The organism is Streptomyces sp. Da 82-17 (genome assembly GCF_046098215.1).
GTDB lineage: Bacteria > Actinomycetota > Actinomycetes > Streptomycetales > Streptomycetaceae > Streptomyces.
Genome location: NZ_JBJURH010000002.1, coordinates 461855 through 477255 on the forward strand (window position 1 = coordinate 461855; position 15401 = coordinate 477255).

The 15401-nt window shown below is 73.1% G+C and carries 14 protein-coding genes; 9 read left to right on the plus strand and 5 right to left on the minus strand.

Translation table 11 applies throughout. The features are described 5' to 3' along the window. Window positions 1-47: 47 nt before the first annotated feature. On the plus strand, window positions 48-572 hold the full coding sequence (locus ACIDOF_RS05015) for a DUF4240 domain-containing protein (RefSeq protein ID WP_409004505.1): 525 nt from the start codon (window positions 48-50) through the stop codon (window positions 570-572). A gap of 52 nt (window positions 573-624) precedes the next feature. Here the strand turns inward: ACIDOF_RS05015 and ACIDOF_RS05020 are convergent, their stop codons facing one another. Then, window positions 625-1779, minus strand: coding sequence for a PP2C family protein-serine/threonine phosphatase (locus ACIDOF_RS05020; RefSeq protein ID WP_409004411.1), 1155 nt, complete (start codon window positions 1777-1779; stop codon window positions 625-627). Window positions 1780-3141: 1362 nt separating this feature from the next. Then, complete coding sequence (locus tag ACIDOF_RS05025; protein WP_409004412.1) at window positions 3142-3936, minus strand: SDR family NAD(P)-dependent oxidoreductase; 795 nt, start codon at window positions 3934-3936, stop codon at window positions 3142-3144. 228 nt (window positions 3937-4164) lie between these two features. Here ACIDOF_RS05025 and ACIDOF_RS05030 point away from each other — a divergent pair, with 228 nt between their 5' ends. Continuing rightward, window positions 4165-4770 (plus strand): TetR/AcrR family transcriptional regulator, encoded by a 606-nt coding sequence (locus tag ACIDOF_RS05030; protein ID WP_409004413.1) that lies wholly within the window; start codon window positions 4165-4167, stop codon window positions 4768-4770. A 46-nt stretch (window positions 4771-4816) separates the two neighbouring features. On the opposite strand, the gene ACIDOF_RS05035 is transcribed toward ACIDOF_RS05030, so the two are convergent. Next, entirely contained in the window at window positions 4817-5311 is a 495-nt protein-coding gene (locus ACIDOF_RS05035; protein WP_409004414.1) for a GNAT family N-acetyltransferase, read from the minus strand. A 90-nt stretch (window positions 5312-5401) separates the two neighbouring features. On the opposite strand from ACIDOF_RS05035, the gene ACIDOF_RS05040 reads away from it, so the two are divergent. Continuing rightward, window positions 5402-6304, plus strand: coding sequence for a TIGR01777 family oxidoreductase (locus ACIDOF_RS05040; protein WP_409004415.1), 903 nt, complete (start codon window positions 5402-5404; stop codon window positions 6302-6304). A 295-nt stretch (window positions 6305-6599) separates the two neighbouring features. Further along, window positions 6600-8006 carry an NAD(P)/FAD-dependent oxidoreductase gene (locus ACIDOF_RS05045; RefSeq protein ID WP_409004416.1) on the plus strand — a complete coding sequence of 469 codons (1407 nt, stop codon included), beginning with the start codon at window positions 6600-6602 and terminating at the stop codon, window positions 8004-8006. Window positions 8007-8067: 61 nt separating this feature from the next. On the opposite strand, the gene ACIDOF_RS05050 is transcribed toward ACIDOF_RS05045, so the two are convergent. Then, complete coding sequence (locus ACIDOF_RS05050; protein ID WP_409004418.1) at window positions 8068-9510, minus strand: regulator; 1443 nt, start codon at window positions 9508-9510, stop codon at window positions 8068-8070. 242 nt (window positions 9511-9752) lie between these two features. Here ACIDOF_RS05050 and lipB point away from each other — a divergent pair, with 242 nt between their 5' ends. The 4 genes from lipB (at window position 9753) to ACIDOF_RS05070 (ending at window position 12830) form a co-directional block, all read left to right on the plus strand. Further along, window positions 9753-10559, plus strand: a complete 807-nt coding sequence (lipB, locus tag ACIDOF_RS05055) for a lipoyl(octanoyl) transferase LipB (protein ID WP_409004419.1) — start codon at window positions 9753-9755, stop codon at window positions 10557-10559. A gap of 107 nt (window positions 10560-10666) precedes the next feature. Beyond that, window positions 10667-11632 carry a lipoyl synthase gene (lipA, locus tag ACIDOF_RS05060; RefSeq protein ID WP_409004420.1) on the plus strand — a complete coding sequence of 322 codons (966 nt, stop codon included), beginning with the start codon at window positions 10667-10669 and terminating at the stop codon, window positions 11630-11632. Between the two features lie 259 nt (window positions 11633-11891). Further along, window positions 11892-12098 carry a hypothetical protein gene (locus tag ACIDOF_RS05065; RefSeq protein WP_409004421.1) on the plus strand — a complete coding sequence of 69 codons (207 nt, stop codon included), beginning with the start codon at window positions 11892-11894 and terminating at the stop codon, window positions 12096-12098. Between the two features lie 30 nt (window positions 12099-12128). Then, on the plus strand, window positions 12129-12830 hold the full coding sequence (locus ACIDOF_RS05070; protein ID WP_409004422.1) for a DUF4191 domain-containing protein: 702 nt from the start codon (window positions 12129-12131) through the stop codon (window positions 12828-12830). A 407-nt stretch (window positions 12831-13237) separates the two neighbouring features. Here ACIDOF_RS05070 and ACIDOF_RS05075 read toward each other — a convergent pair whose 3' ends face one another. Next, window positions 13238-13705, minus strand: coding sequence for an RDD family protein (locus ACIDOF_RS05075; protein ID WP_409004423.1), 468 nt, complete (start codon window positions 13703-13705; stop codon window positions 13238-13240). Window positions 13706-13929: 224 nt separating this feature from the next. Here ACIDOF_RS05075 and glnA point away from each other — a divergent pair, with 224 nt between their 5' ends. Continuing rightward, on the plus strand, window positions 13930-15339 hold the full coding sequence (gene glnA, locus ACIDOF_RS05080; RefSeq protein WP_409004424.1) for a type I glutamate--ammonia ligase: 1410 nt from the start codon (window positions 13930-13932) through the stop codon (window positions 15337-15339). The last annotated feature ends 62 nt before the right edge of the window (window positions 15340-15401 follow it).

Consider the following 15401-nt stretch of genomic DNA (forward strand, 5'->3'; position numbering starts at 1 on the left):
ACACTCCGGGTGCGTCGGATCCGTGCAGGGACGATGCTGGTCCCGTGATGGACGAGACGGAGTTCTGGGAGCTCATCGACAGCACCCGCGCGGCCGCCGACGGCGACCCGGAGGATCACGCCGACCTGCTCGTGGAACGGCTGGTGCAGCTCGACCCGGACGCCGTCCTGGACTTCGCCCGGCACTTCGAGGCCCGCTACAACCGGGCGTACCGCTGGGATCTGTGGGGCGCGGCCGCCGTCCTGCTCGACGGGGCCAGCGACGACGCCTTCGACTTCTTCCGCTGCTGGCTGATCGGCCAGGGCCGGGAGGTCTTCGAGGGCGCCCTGCACGACCCGGACGCGCTCGCCGATCTCCTGGACGACTTCGACGAGGAGGTCGACGGGGACGCGGAGGAGTTGGGGTACGCGGCGGACGAGGCGTACGAGCAGTTGACCGGCACCGTCGCCGCGGACCTGGGCATTCCGCCCGCGCCGGCCGAGCCGGAGGGGACGCCCGTCGACTTCGAGGACGATGCGGCGCTGGCGCGCTACTACCCGAAGCTGTGGGACCGGTTCGGCCCGGTGGACTGAGCCCCTGGCGATTCCGGGGTCGGCCCCTGGCGATTCCGGGGTCGGCCCCTGGTTATTCCGTTTCCGGTTCCGGTTCCGTTTCCTGTTCCGGCTCGGTCGGGGCGAGGAGCAGCAACGCCACGTCGTCGTCGACCTCCCCGGCGAAGCGGCGCAGGTCCCGCCAGATCGCGCCCACGACCACCACGGTCTCCCCCTCGCGCACTTCGAGCGGCAGCGCGGCGAACCGGCGCACCGGAACGTAGAGCTCGCCCTGCGCGTTGCGTGCCTCGGAGAGGCCGTCGGTGTGGGCGAGCAGCCGGTCGCCGGGTTCGAGGTCGACGAGGAGCGGGGGCGGCGGCGCGTATCCGGCGAGGCCGAGCCCGAGCGGAGTGCCGGGCTCCGGCGCCACTTCCGCTGCTGCTCCGGCCCGCAGCAGCAGCGGCGGCGGGTGCCCGCAGGACAGCAGCCGTACGGTCGTCGAGCCGGGCGGGAACTCGACGAGCAGGGCGGTGGCGAAGAGCTCGGCGTGCTCGGAGCGCTCGTTGTCCGTGACGAGACGGCGGTCCAGCTTGGCGGCGACGCCTTCGAGGTGCGGCTCGTCGAGCACGGCCTCGCGGAACGCGCCGAGCAGCGCGGCGACGGTGCCGACGGCGGTGAGCCCGTGCCCCTGCACGTCCCCGACCAACGCCCGTACGCCCCACGGTCCTTCGCGTACGTCGTAGAGGTCGCCGCCGACGAGGGTGCCGCGCTGGGCGGCGCGGTAGAGCCCGGCGCAGCGCACGCGCCCGACGCGTTCGGTCAGCGGCGGCAGTACGGCGAGCTGGGCGGCCTCGGCGACGGAGCCGACGCTGACGAGCTGGGCGTCACGGCGGCTGCGCACCCAGGAGATGCCGACGCTGAGCAGGGCGACGAACGCGATCATCACGATGTCGCTGTTGCCCGGCTGGTCGGGCCCGGTACCGGGCAGGACGGCGAGCACGACGGCGACGGCGCCGAGGCAGCCGGTGGCGAACGGCCCGTAGGCGAGGGCGGCGAGCGGCGGGGTGGCGGCGATCAGCAGTCCGAGCTCGACCTCGGGCGGCGTAAGGACCTGGGCGGTGCCGAGGCCGACGAGCAGCACGATCGGCATCCAGCGGGCCCAGCGCGGCGGCCCCGCCCCGCGCCGCAGCCAGGCCGCCTGCCCGCCGCGCGGTTCGGGGTGCCGGCGCCGATCGGCCGACCCGGTCACGCTCCCGACCCCACCCCGCACCACCGAAACACACACCTCATACGGCCACCCTGCGGCGCGGGCCGCGCCCCCGCACGTCGGACCGGGCGGGGTGGGTGAGTGGGGGCAAGCACCGGGGCCTGCCCCGGGCCCCGTGCTTTCCGAGGGGCTGGGGCCGGTGGCACTCCGGGCGCCACTACCGGCGGGCGATCGTCCGGGGGCGGGCCCTCGCCCCGTCGCGGCGAAGCAGGCCGGGGGCCGCTGGGGCCAGCCGAGGTCGGGGCACCCGGTCACGGAGAGGTGGGCGCGAAGGGCACACCGGGTGCCCACCTGTCCGTGGCTACGGGAGGGGAGGCCGATGGGCGGGTACGAGGGGCGCGCCCACCCCGGCCCCATGTCGGCGGCCGTCGGACGGTCGGCCGGGCCCCCTCGCCCGGGCACGGCTGCAGGCCGGGGCGGGCCGGTGGGTCCGGCCGAGATCGCGGGTCGGGGCACCCGGTCACGGAGGGGTGGGGCGCGAGGGGCACACCGGGTGCCTACCTCTCCGTGGCTACGGGGGAGGCCGATGGGCGGGTACGAGGGGCGCGCCCACCCCGGCCCCGTGTCGGCGGCCGTCGGACGGTCGGCCGGGCCCCCTCGCCCGGGCACGGCTGCAGGCCGGGGGCGGGCCGGTGGGTCCGGCCGAGATCGCGGGTCGGGGCACCCGGTCACGGAGGGGTGAGGGCGAGGGGCACGCCGGGTGCCCCTACCTGTGGGCGATCGTCCGGGGGCGGGCCCTCGCCGAGTCACGGCGGTCCGCAGAGGCCAGCCCCGGCGGCCCAGTCGGAGGAACGCTCCCGGCCCGGACCAGGCGGACCGAGCTGGGCAGCTGTCCGGTCCGTGGCCCAGCAGCCCCGGCCGCCAGCTCCTCCGAACGCCCCGCCCCACGGCGGGCCCGGGCCCGGGCGTACCCGATTTGCCACCAAGCCAACCAGCCGGGCGTTACCCCGCCTCAGCGGCGGGCCGACGTCAAGCCCCGGCGGCCCAGCCCGAAGAAGGTCTCCGGGTCCAGGCCAGGGGCGGCCCGAGACCGGTCAGTTGCCCCCGGCCGTGGCCGACAGCCCGGACCGACAGCGCAGCTGAGCGTCACCACGCCACAGGCTCCCGGGCCCGGGCGTACCCGATATGCCACCGAGCCACCCGGCCGGGCGTTACCCCGTCTCGGCGGTGGGCCGATGTCACGCCCCGGCGGGCGCAGCCTGAGGTACGCCCCCGGGCCCGGGCCCGGGGGCGGGTCGGTGAGTGCCACCGCCCCACCGCGGACTCGGGCTCGGGCTCGGACCCCCAGCGCACCCGATCGACCACCCTGCCGCCGGCCGGAAACCCCTGGAGGCGAGGCGGGGGTCAGAAGTGGGTGCCGCCGTCGATGCGGATCTCCGTGCCCGTGATGAAGCGGCCGTCGTCCGAGGCGAGCATCGCCACGACCGACGCGACCGTCTCCGGGCCCGCGAAGCCCTCGCCGAGGGCCGGGGCCAGCTTGACGAAGAGGCTCATGTCGGCGTCCTCCGGCAGGCCGGGGCCCACGCTCTGGCGGCTGGCGCCGGAGCCGTCGGTCATGCCGGACGAGATGGAGCCGGGCTGCACGGCGGTGAAGCGGATGCCCTGCTTCCCGTACTCGCTCGCGAGGGCGTGCGTCATCGACTGGATTCCGCCCTTGCTCGCCGCGTAGGCCGCCATGTACGGGTGGGCGAACATCGCGGAGGTCGAGCTGAAGTTGACGACGGCCGCGCCCTCGCCGCGCAGCAGCGCCGGGATCGCCTCGCGGATCACCAGGAACGTGCCGGTGAGGTTGATCGCGATGACCTGGTTGAAGGCGTCGAGCGTCGTCTCGTGGGTGTGCGACGAGCGCAGGATTCCGGCGGCGTTGACGAGCGCGTCCAGACCGCCGAGCGTCTCGACGGCGGAGGCGACGCCCGCCTTGACGGACTCCTCGTCGGCGATGTTCAGGACGAGCGTGCTGAGCCGCTCCGCGTCCGCGCCGGCCTTGGCGACGGTGTCCTTCAGGCCGCCCTCGCTGATGTCCGCGGCGACCACGCGCCCGCCCTCGGCGAGCATCCGCAGCACCGTGGCCTGGCCTATCCCGGAGCCCGCGCCGGTGACGAGGACGCGGCGGCCCGTGTAGCGATCGAGGTTCTGCATGACCTGCTCCCTGCTGTGTGCTCTTCAGCCGTGTGCTCTTCAGCTGTGTGCTCTTCAGCCGTGTGCTTGCAGCACTGTGCTGTTCAGCCCTGTGCCTGTAGGCGGTGCGCCTTCCAGCCGTTCCGGCTTCGCTTCTCTTGCAGAGTACGCCCATGTGGCATGTTTTGCCATGATGGCGATGCACGCCACATTGGCGTCGAGGGCGGGATCGGGGCGTACGCTTCCGGCGTGAGCACCTCTTTGACCGAGCGCCGCAAGGCCGCCACCCAGCTGGAGATCGCGCACGCCGCAGCCGAGCTGTTCACCGAGGTCGGCCCGGACGCGACGACGACCGAGGCGATCGCGAGCCGCGCGGGCGTCGGCCTGCGCACCTTCTACCGGTACTTCCGCAACAAGCAGGACGCCGTGGGCCCGCTGCTCGCGGTCGGCGGTGCGCAGTGGCGCGCCGGCCTCGCCGCGACGGAACCCGGCACCGAACTGCCGCAGGCGCTGCGCGCAGCCGTCGCCGAGGCCCTGACGCCCGCCGACGACGCGGCGGCCGACGGCCTGCGGCAGACCCGGGGCCTCCTCCGCGCCGCCGTCGACGATCCGGCGCTGCGCGCAGTCTGGTACCGCGTCAACCAGGAGTCCGAGGAACAGCTCAGGCCGGTGCTCGCCACCCTGATGGGCCCGGACGCGGACCCCCTGCGCGTACGTCTCGCGGCGGCCGCGGCGACGGCGGCGATCCGCATCGCCCTGGAGACCTGGTCCGAGCAGGACGAAGCCGACGTACGGGGCCCGAACTCCCCCGCCGCTCTCGCCCTGCACTGTCTGAGCGAGCTCCTCCCGGACTGACCCGCCGCGGCGCAAGAAGCGAGAAGCAGGAGGGGCGCGCGGCAACTCAGTCCAGCGTGCGTCCCATCAGCACGTCGTCCACGTACTCCCCCTCGATCAGGAACTCCCCGGGCAGGACGCCCTCCACCGTGAAGCCCTCGGCCTCGTACAGCGCGCGGGCCGGGGCGTTGTGGCCGAGGACCCTGAGCGTCATGCGGTTCGCGCCCTGCTCGCGGGCGCGGGCGCAGGCGGCCCGGATCAGTGCGCGGCCGAGGCCGAGGCCGCGGGCGGCGGGGGCGACGGCCAGGCCCTGTATCTGCCGCACATGCGCGTTGACGGCGAGCGGCGTGGGCGGCACCAGCCGTATGTACCCGGCGATCGCGCCGGCCGCCTCCGCCACCAGGAAGTCGTCCGGCGCGTGCCGCTCGTCGAAGAACGCGGCGTCCGGAGCAGGCCGGGGCGCCACGGCGTGCAGCCGCGACCAGGTCTCCCGGTCGAGCGCGGCGAGGGCGGTCTCGTCGGACGGCTGGGCGGGGCGGATGCGTACGTCGTCGAGCGGCATGCGGGCCAGCGTAGGACCCGGCACCGACAACACCCCCGGGCGGCCGCACGCTTGCTCGCCGACGGGCGGGTCTGTGGGCAGGATGGGCCCATGGACGCCAAACAGCGCATCGCCATCGCGGGCTCGACCGGCCTGATCGGCTCGGCGCTCGCCCGCTCCCTCGCCGCGGACGGGCACGAGGTGGTGCGCCTGGTCCGCCGCCGCGCCGAGTTCCCCGACGAGATCGAGTGGAACCCGGAGCGGCAGTACGTGCACACGGCGGGCCTCGCGGGCTGCGACGCCGTCGTCAACCTGGCCGGGGCCGGCATCGGCGACCGCCGCTGGACGGCCGCGTACAAGCAGGAGTTGCGGGACAGCCGGGTGCTCGGGACCGTCGCGCTCGCCGAGGCCGTGGCCGCCCTGGACACCCCGCCGCGGGTCTTCCTCAGCGGCAGCGCGGTCGGCTACTACGGCGACACCGGGGACCGCGCGGTCGACGAGAGCGCGCCCGCGGGCGACGGTTTTCTGGCGTCCTTGTGCGTGGAGTGGGAGGAGGCGGCGGGCGCGGCGGTGGAGGCCGGGGTGCGTACCGTGTTCGCCCGCAGCGGCATCGTGGTGGCGCGCGAGGGCGGGGCCTGGAAGCGGATGTTCCCGCTGTTCAAGGCGGGCCTCGGCGGCCGGCTCGGCGACGGCTCGCAGTACTGGAGTTTCATCTCGCGGCACGACGAGATCGCCGCCCTGCGCCATCTCCTCGACACCGACTCGCTCTCCGGACCGGTCAACCTGACCGCCCCGCACCCGGTGACCAACCGCGAGGTGACCGCCGCGATGGGCCGCGTGCTGCGCCGCCCGACCCTCGTCCCGGCTCCGGCGCCCGCCCTGCGCGCGGTCCTCGGCGAGATGTCCTCGGAGGTGCTGGGCAGCCAACGGGTACTCCCCGCCCGCCTGTTGGAGTCCGGCTTCCGCTTCGCCTTCCCGACGATCGACGAGGCGGTACGGGCCGCGCTGCGCTAGCCTCCGCAACCCCGGGGCGCTGCGTCAGCCGCCGGAACCGGGGGCGGGCCGCGCCGCGACAGCCGCCACGAGCCGGAGTGCGTACGTCCCGTCACGCCCCTGGGGCCCTCCCCGCGCGCCCCGGCGTGCGCCCGAAATGGGGCGTGCGCGACCGTATGCGACCTCGTGCGACCGTGCCCGGTGCATGCGCGACTGCAACTGACCGGATCCCCTCCTACCCTCGTGCCGAACTCGGGTATTCCCGGGTCGAGTTGGGGCATCACGACCCCAGCAGCCGCAACCTGGGGAGGGGCACGTGCACGAGCCCGTGGAACAGGCGGACGTCGTAGTCGTGGGGGCCGGGGTGGCCGGACTCTCCGCCGCCCTGCAGCTGACCGAGGCCGGGGTGAGCACCGTGGTCGTGGAGGCGGGCCCCGCCGTCGGCGGCCGGATGAGCACAGAACGGATCGATGGATTCCGACTCGACCGGATCGGCCGGCTGCTCTCCACGGCCGATCCCGAACTGCGCCGCACCCCGGCCCTGGAGGCCCTGGCGCTGCGTACGTTCGCACCCGGCGTCCTGGTCCACAGCGGCGGCCGCGTCCACCGCACCTGGGAAGCCGGGAGCGCGCTGAGCGCCGCGCTCGGCGGGCGCCGGAGCGCGAGGGGCGCACGAAGCGCACGGGGCGCACTCAGTGCCGCGCGTGCGCTGGCCGGCACTCCGCGGGCCCTCGCCGGGGCCCCACGGGTGCCGCGCCCCGCACACCGCCCGCAGCGCGCCCGTCCCGCCCTCGGCGGTCCGCTCGACCACGCCCGGCTCGGCGCCGCCCTGAACCGGCTCGCCGCCACCCCCGTGGACCGCCTGCTCGCCCGGCCCGAACTGTCCACCGCCCAGGCGCTGTCGGCCCGCGGCCTGCCCGCCCGTACCGTCGACGGTTTTCTGCGCCCGCTGCTCGCCGCGCTGCTCTGCGACCCGGACCTGGACACGTCCAGCCGGTGCGCCGACCTCGCCCTGCGCGGCTTCGCCCGGGGCCGGCTCTGCGTGCCCGCGGGCGGGGCCGACACCCTGCCGGCCCTGCTCGCGGCCGCCCTGCCGCCGGGCACGGTGCACACCGGGGTGAAGGCCATCGACATCGCCACGACCTCCGTACGGACCGCCGATCACGGTGAACTGCCGTGCCGTTCCGTGCTGTTGGCGACCGGGGCGCGGCAGGCCGCCGAGTTGCTGCCCGGGCTGCGGCTGCCGGACTTCCACGCGGTGACCGTGCTGCACCACAGCGCGCCCGAGCCCCCGCTCGGCGAACCGGCGCTGCTCCTGGACGCCGACCGCTCGGGGCCGGTCGCGCACACGGCGGTGATGAGCGAGGTCGACCCGTCCCGCGCCCCCGCCGACCGGGCGCTGATCACGTCCGTCGTCCACGGCCCGCCCCCGGCCGAGCACGAGGTCCGCGCCCAGCTCGCCCGTCTCTACGGCACGTCCACGTCCGGCTGGGACCTGCTCGCCGTCCACCACGACCCGGAGGCCGTGCCCGCCATGCCGGTCCCGCACGACCCGCGCCGCCGCGTGCGCATCCTGGCCGGCCTGTACGTGTGCGGCGACCACCGGGACACCAGCACGGTCCAGGGCGCCCTGCACTCGGGGCAGCGGGCGGCGCGGGCGGTCCTGCGGGATCTGGGGGTGCCGGTGGGGACGGGGGCAGGCGGGGTGCGGGCCGCGGCCTGAGTTCTCCCACCCGCCCCTTCCCGAAGTCCTCAGCGGCCCCGCGTCCCCGTCGGGGCGGGCCTCAGCCGATCGCCGCCACCCGCTCCCGGTAGCCGCGCACGGGCATCGCGTCCCGGTACGGCTCCAGGCGGCGCTCGAAGTCGCGTACGTACTCCAGGGCGCGGGCCGAGCGCATCTCCGAGGCCTGCTGGGCCGCCTCCGCGCCGAGCACGCAGGCCTGGTCGAGCTCGCCGAGGCCGAGCCGGGCCGTGGCGAGGACGACGCGGCTGAACAGGCGCGAGCGGGCGAACGCGGGCGCGCGCAGATGCAGCGAGCGCTCGGCGTGCTGCGCGGCCGCCCGGTACTGCTGCAGGTCGCGGTGGCAGTGCCCGAACTCGTCGGCGAGCTGCGCCTCGTCGAAGAACCGCGCCCAGTGCGGGACTTCGTCACCGGGCCGGGCCGCCTCCAGGGCGCGCTCGGCCCGCGCGAGCGCGCCCGTGCAGGCGCGGACCTCGCCGAGCACGCCGTGCCCGCGCGCCTCCACCGCGTGCAGCAGCGCCTGCACCACGGGCGGCGCCGCCGCGCCCACCCCCTGCTGGGCGACCCGCGCGAGCTGCACCGCCTCCCGCCCGTGCCCGAGATAGACCGCCTGCCGGCTCATCGTCACCAGCACATAGCTGCCGTACGCCCGGTCCCCCGCCGCCTGTGAGAGCCGCAGCGCCTGGACGAAGTACCGCTGCGCGAGGCCGTGCGCCGCGATGTCGTACGACGTCCAGCCCGCGAGCCGGGTCAGGTCGGCGGCCGCGGAGAAGAGGCGGCGGCCGATCTGCTCGCCGTACACCCCGCGCAGCATCGGCTCGGCCTCGTGCTCCAGGTACCGCACCAGGGCCTGCCGGGCGTGGCCGCCGCCGTAGGCGTGGTCGAGGGCGCGGAAGAGCTCGCCGACGGAGCGCAGCGCGGCGATGTCCCCGCCGGTCACCTTCTGGCCGGGGCCGCGCTCGGTCTGCGTGCGCTGCCGGGGCACGGAGCTGCGGCCCTGGACGGGGACGCGGGCGTTGCTCGCCGGGTCGCCGCGGCCGACCCGTTCGTCGGCCCGGCCGATCAGCCAGTCCCGGCTGGGCACGACGAGCCCGGCCGGGGTGAAGGCGATCTTCTGCAGCTCGGCGTGGCTGCCGGAGTCCTTGCGCCACAGGCCGCTGACGATGTCGACGGCCTCCTCCGGCGAGCCCGCGAACTCCAGGCCCGCGTAGACCGGTGCGCAGGCGTCCAGGCCGAGGTCCTGCGCGGAGAGGCGGCGGCCGAGTCTGCGGGTGAAGACCTCGGCGATCAGCGCGGGCGTCGTGCCGCGGGGCTGCTGGCCGCGCAGCCAGCGGGTCACCGAGGTCTTGTCGTAGCGCAGGTCGAGTCCGTGCTCCAGGCCCAGTTGATCGACCCTGCGGGCGAGGCCGGCGTTGGAGAAGCCGGCCTCGGCGATCAGCGCGGCTAGTTGGCGGTTGGGCGTGCGCTGCGGGGGTCGATCCGTCATCGGCTCTGCGGTCTCCTGCCTTCCGGGCCGGTGTGCAGGCCCTCATGGAACGGCGCGAATGTAGCGGCCTCCGGGGGCCGCATCGCCGCCCTGGCCTCGCATTCATCCGATCGTGTGAGGATTGTGCGAAGGGATGACGGGTTTCGGCGGGGACGGGTGACTCGAACGGGTTGCGCGCCGGGTCGTACAGTGGCTCGGGGCGCGAAACGTGCACGGTGAAAGTTTTCAAGGAGGCGCTTGCCGTGAGTGAGCTGCGATTCGTCCGACTCGGCTTCGGCCCGGACAAGGTCGACTATGTGGAGGCCTGGGAGGAGCAGCGCCGGGTGCACGCCGCCCGCTTCGCCGACGAGGTGCCCGACACCTGCCTGCTCCTGGAGCATCCCTCCGTCTACACCGCGGGCCGCCGTACGGCCGACAGCGAGCGGCCGCTCGACGGCACGCCGGTCGTCGACGTGGACCGCGGCGGCAAGATCACCTGGCACGGCCCGGGCCAGCTCGTCGGCTACCCGATCCTGAAGCTGCCGCGACCGGTGGACGTCGTCGCGCACGTGCGCCGCCTGGAGGAGGCGCTGATCCGGGCCTGCGCCGAGTTCGGCGTGGAGACCAGCAGGGTCGAGGGGCGCAGCGGCGTGTGGGTGCTCGGCGACCCGGTGGAGCAGCGGCTCGGCGGGCTCTCCCTGGACTTCGACCCGCGACTGCAGGACGAGGAGTTCGACCCGCGCCTGAACGGCCCGGAGTACGCGCCGTCCAACGCCGGCCAGCGCCGGGAGGACCGCAAGCTCGCGGCGATCGGCATCCGCGTCGCCAAGGGCGTCACGATGCACGGCTTCGCGCTGAACGTGAACCCGGACAACACCGAGTTCGACAAGATCGTGCCGTGCGGCATCCGGGACGCGGGCGTCGCCTCGCTCGCGAACGAGCTGGGCCGGGACATCACGATCGACGAGGTCCTGCCGGTCGTCGAGAAGCATCTGCGAGAGGTGCTGGAGAACGCGGAGTTGAAGCCCCGCGAGATCGTCCGGGAACCGGAGGCGCAGCCGGCCGCCTGACCGAGGGAATGCGGGCCGCCGTCCACAGGTTGGCCGCTTTGAAGACCGTACGAACAACGGGCGTACCCTGGTGGGCGCCGAAGAATCGAAGCTGTAGGGAGCCGGTCGTGTCCGCAGTCGCACCCGACGGACGCAAGATGCTGCGCCTGGAGGTCCGCAACAGCCAGACCCCCATCGAGCGCAAGCCCGAGTGGATCAAGACCCGGGCGAAGATGGGCCCCGAGTACAAGGACCTGCACAACCTCGTCAAGAGCGAGGGCCTGCACACCGTGTGCCAGGAGGCGGGCTGTCCGAACATCTTTGAGTGCTGGGAGGACCGCGAGGCGACCTTCCTCATCGGCGGTGACCAGTGCACGCGGCGCTGTGACTTCTGCCAGATCGACACGGGCAAGCCGCAGGCCCTGGACCGTGACGAGCCGCGCCGCGTCGGCGAGTCCGTCGTCAAGATGGACCTGAACTACGCCACCATCACCGGCGTCGCCCGCGACGACCTGGAGGACGGCGGCGCCTGGCTGTACGCGGAGACCGTGCGCCAGATCCACGCGATGACGGCGGAGCGCGAGGGCGGCCACACCAAGGTCGAGCTGCTCATCCCCGACTTCAACGCCGAGCCGGACCAGCTGGCCGAGGTCTTCTCGTCCCGCCCCGAGGTGCTCGCGCACAACGTGGAGACCGTGCCGCGGATCTTCAAGCGGATCCGCCCCGGCTTCCGCTTCGAGCGCTCGCTCAAGGTCATCACGGAGGCCCGCGAGGCCGGTCTCGTCACGAAGTCCAACCTGATCCTCGGCATGGGCGAGACCCGTGAGGAGATCAGCGAGGCGCTGCAGCAGCTGCACGACGCGGGCTGCGAGCTCATCACGATCACGCAGTACCTCCGCCCGACCGTGCGCCACCACCCCGTGGAGCGCTGGGTCAAGCCGCAGGAGTTCGTGGAGCTGAAGGAGGAGGCCGAGGAGATCGGCTACTCCGGCGTGATGTCCGGGCCGCTGGTCCGCTCCTCGTACCGCGCGGGGCGGCTGTTCCAGATGGCCGTCGAGAAGCGTGGGGAGTACGTCGCCTCGCAGGCGGTGTGAACTCCCGCACAAGTGACTACCGGCCGGTAACGGCCTTGGTGACGCGGCCCGTTGAGGTCCCCGCAGGTAGGGGGCCGCATGCGGGCCGCGTCTCGCGTTCCGGGGCCCCTCGGGGGTCCCTCATCGCGGCTTCATGGGTGTTTGACCGGCCGGTCATGCGCTGGTAACACCAATCAGTGACGCTGGCACTACGCCACGTACCACCGCACATCCCCCCACTCCGCCCGGACTTCAGAGCCTTCAGAGAGGGACCCCTGCCATGCAGGCCGCGCCTCCCGTACGCGCCACCGCCATCCCTTCCGTCACCGACGCCCTGCGGGCCGTCGAGTCGCTGCTGCTGCGCGGCGGCCAGCGCACCGCGCGCCGCAACGCCTGGTCCTCGGTGCTCGAGGACCGGCGCCGTGCCAAGGACCGGGTCGAGGCCCAGCGGGTGCTGGAGGCGGTGAGCTCGGCCCGCACGTCGTAGCCCGTTCGAAGGGCACGTAAACTTCGAGACATGGCGAGGAAGGACGACGCAGCGAGCGCTGCGAACGCAGGGCGGCTCAAGCAGATCGCTCTTACTTACAAGATGACCCGGCGGGCCGACTCCAAGATCGGTCTCGTTCTAGCCGCAGTGGGACTTGTCACCTTCGGTGTCCTTCTCGGTATCGGCTTCCTGATCGGGCACCCGGTTTATCTGGGCATCCTCGGCGTCCTGCTCGCCTTCCTGGCGGTGGCGATCGTCTTCGGCCGCCGGGCCGAGCGGGCGGCGTTCGGGCAGATGGAGGGGCAGCCCGGTGCGGCGGCCGCGGTCCTGGACAACGTCGGCCGCGGCTGGACGACGACCCCGGCGGTGGCGATGAACCGCAGCCAGGACGTGGTGCACCGCGCGGTCGGCAAGGCCGGCATCGTCCTCATCGGCGAGGGCAACCCGAACCGGCTCAAGGGCCTGCTCGCGGCCGAGAAGAAGAAGATGGCCCGGATCGTCGTCGACGTACCGGTGCACGACTTCATCGTCGGCAACGACGAGGGCCAGGTCCCGCTGAAGAAGCTCCGTACGACGATGCTGAAGCTCCCCCGCGTGCTCGCCGGCCCCCAGGTCACGCAGACCAACGACCGCCTGAAGGCGATGGGCGACCTGATGAGCAACATGCCGCTCCCGAAGGGCCCGATGCCCAAGGGGATGCGGATGCCGAAGGGTGGGCCCAAGATGCGGTGACGCTCGCCGCTTGGTTACGGGTTTTTACGGCTGTACGTACGTCGATGGGGCGTCGGGATTGTTTCCCGGCGCCCCATCGGCGTATGCGGTGGTCGTTCGTGTGCCGTCGGCTCGGGCGCCCTCGATCGCCCTTCGGGCTCGTCCTCAAACGCCGGACGGGCTGGAATTACCGTCCAGCCGGGACGACAGGTGAACCGCCGGACGGGCTGGGATTACCGCCCGGCCGGGACCACAGGTGAACCGCCGGACGGGCTGGCATTACCGCCCAGCCGGGACCACAGGTGAACCGCCGGACGGGCTGGGATTACCGACCGGCCGGGACGACAGGTGAACCGCCGGACGGGCTGGGATTACCGTCCAGCCGGGACGGCAGGTGGGCCGCCGGACGGGGTGGAACGTGCGACGTGTCAGATGCGGATCTGGATCGCCTTGGCCAGGCGGTCGTGGAGGCCGCGGCCGTCTCTGTCCCAGATCAGGGCCGGGATCGCGAGGCACAGCAGGAGGCTGCGCAGCAGGACGCGGCCCAGGACCAGGCGGCCGCCGCCCTCGGCGACGACGCGGAGGCCGAAGAGGCGCTTGCCGGGGGTCGAGCCGACCGTGCCGACCGTGAGCACGCTCAGGACGAAGAAGATGCCCAGAGCCCAGTTGCCCATCGCCTGCTGGTTGCCCTGAGCGAAGAGGCCGTATGCGATGAGCATGCAGCCGGCCCAGTCGACGACGACCGCTCCGAAGCGGCGGCCGAGCGGGGCGATGGCGCCGGGGCCCTCCTCGGGGAGGCCCATCTGCTGGCCCCGGTAACCGAACTCGGCGCCCATGTCCTCGGCCGCCTGACGGGGGCCGGAGAGCCACGATCCGATTGCCTGTCTGTTGTCCACCCGTCCACGGTACTGCGCCCCCTTTCGCACCGGCCGGGCCGGGGTCGCGGAAGCGGGGCAGAGCAGGCGTCTCGCCCGTCGGTCGGTTAACTTCGACGAAACAAATGGGTCATGCTTGAGAAATCCCGCGTCCTTATGGTCAGGACCAGCGTGTGCCACCGCACTGGCCGCACTCAAGCGAGACATCCCCGGCTCCACCCCGGACCGGGAGTAGGAGGAGCCGGATGTTCCAGAACGCCGACGATGCCAAGAAGTTCATCAAGGACAACGACGTCAAGATGGTTGACGTCCGGTTCTGCGACCTCCCGGGCGTGATGCAGCACTTCACGATCCCGGCGACGGCGTTCGACCCGTCCGAGGAGCTGGCCTTCGACGGCTCGTCGATCCGCGGCTTCCAGGCCATCCACGAGTCGGACATGGCGCTGCGCGCCGACCTGTCGACGGCCCGCGTGGACCCGTTCCGCCGCGACAAGACGCTGAACATCAACTTCTTCATCCACGACCCGATCACGGGCGAGCAGTACAGCCGCGACCCGCGCAACATCGCGAAGAAGGCCGAGGCGTACCTCGCGTCGACCGGCATCGCCGACACCGCGTACTTCGGTCCCGAGGCCGAGTTCTACGTGTTCGACTCGGTCCGCTTCGAGACCTCCGCGAACCAGGGCTTCTACCACATCGACTCCGAGGCGGGCGCCTGGAACACCGGTGCGGAGGAGAACAACCGCGGCTACAAGGTCCGTTACAAGGGCGGCTACTTCCCGGCCCCGCCGGTCGACCACTTCGCCGACCTGCGCGCCGAGATCTCCCTGGCCCTCGAGGACGCCGGCCTGCAGGTCGAGCGCCAGCACCACGAGGTGGGCACCGCCGGCCAGGCCGAGATCAACTACAAGTTCAACACGCTGCTCGCCGCGGCCGACGACCTGATGCTCTTCAAGTACATCGTGAAGAACGTCGCCTGGCGGAACGGCAAGACCGCGACCTTCATGCCGAAGCCGATCTTCGGTGACAACGGCTCGGGCATGCACGTCCACCAGTCGCTGTGGCAGGGCGGCTCCCCGCTCTTCTACGACGAGCAGGGCTACGCCGGCCTCTCGGACACCGCCCGCTACTACATCGGCGGCATCCTCAAGCACGCCCCGTCGCTGCTCGCGTTCACCAACCCGACCGTGAACTCGTACCACCGCCTGGTCCCGGGCTTCGAGGCGCCGATCAACCTGGTGTACTCGCAGCGCAACCGCTCCGCGGCCATGCGCATCCCGATCACCGGCTCGAACCCGAAGGCCAAGCGCGTCGAGTTCCGTGCGCCCGACCCGTCCTCGAACCCGTACCTCGCGTTCTCGGCGCTGCTCCTCGCGGGCCTCGACGGCGTCAAGAACAAGATCGAGCCGGCCGAGCCGATCGACAAGGACCTGTACGAGCTGGCTCCCGAGGAGCACGCGAACGTCGCCCAGGTCCCGACCTCGCTCCCCGCGGTACTCGACGCCCTGGAGGAGGACAACGAGTACCTGCAGCAGGGCGGCGTCTTCACGTCCGACCTGATCGAGACGTGGATCGACTACAAGCGCACCAACGAGATCGCCCCGATCCAGCTGCGCCCGCACCCGCACGAGTTCGAGCTCTACTTCGACCTCTGAGCCGCGGGTACGCCCCACGCGTACGAAGGCCGCCGACCCCTGCGAGGGGGCCGGCGGCCTTC

Bases quoted from the DNA above. Each gene is read 5' to 3' on its own strand.
- ACIDOF_RS05025 (WP_409004412.1), bottom strand. From the start codon at position 3,936: ATGCAGAACCTCGATCGCTACACGGGCCGCCGCGTCCTCGTCACCGGC.
- ACIDOF_RS05070 (WP_409004422.1), top strand. From the start codon at position 12,129: ATGGCGAGGAAGGACGACGCAGCGAGCGCTGCGAACGCAGGGCGGCTC.
- ACIDOF_RS05015 (WP_409004505.1), top strand. From the start codon at position 48: ATGGACGAGACGGAGTTCTGGGAGCTCATCGACAGCACCCGCGCGGCC.
- ACIDOF_RS05065 (WP_409004421.1), top strand. From the start codon at position 11,892: ATGCAGGCCGCGCCTCCCGTACGCGCCACCGCCATCCCTTCCGTCACC.
- ACIDOF_RS05040 (WP_409004415.1), top strand. From the start codon at position 5,402: ATGGACGCCAAACAGCGCATCGCCATCGCGGGCTCGACCGGCCTGATC.
- glnA (WP_409004424.1), top strand. From the start codon at position 13,930: ATGTTCCAGAACGCCGACGATGCCAAGAAGTTCATCAAGGACAACGAC.
- ACIDOF_RS05050 (WP_409004418.1), bottom strand. From the start codon at position 9,510: ATGACGGATCGACCCCCGCAGCGCACGCCCAACCGCCAACTAGCCGCG.
- ACIDOF_RS05035 (WP_409004414.1), bottom strand. From the start codon at position 5,311: ATGCCGCTCGACGACGTACGCATCCGCCCCGCCCAGCCGTCCGACGAG.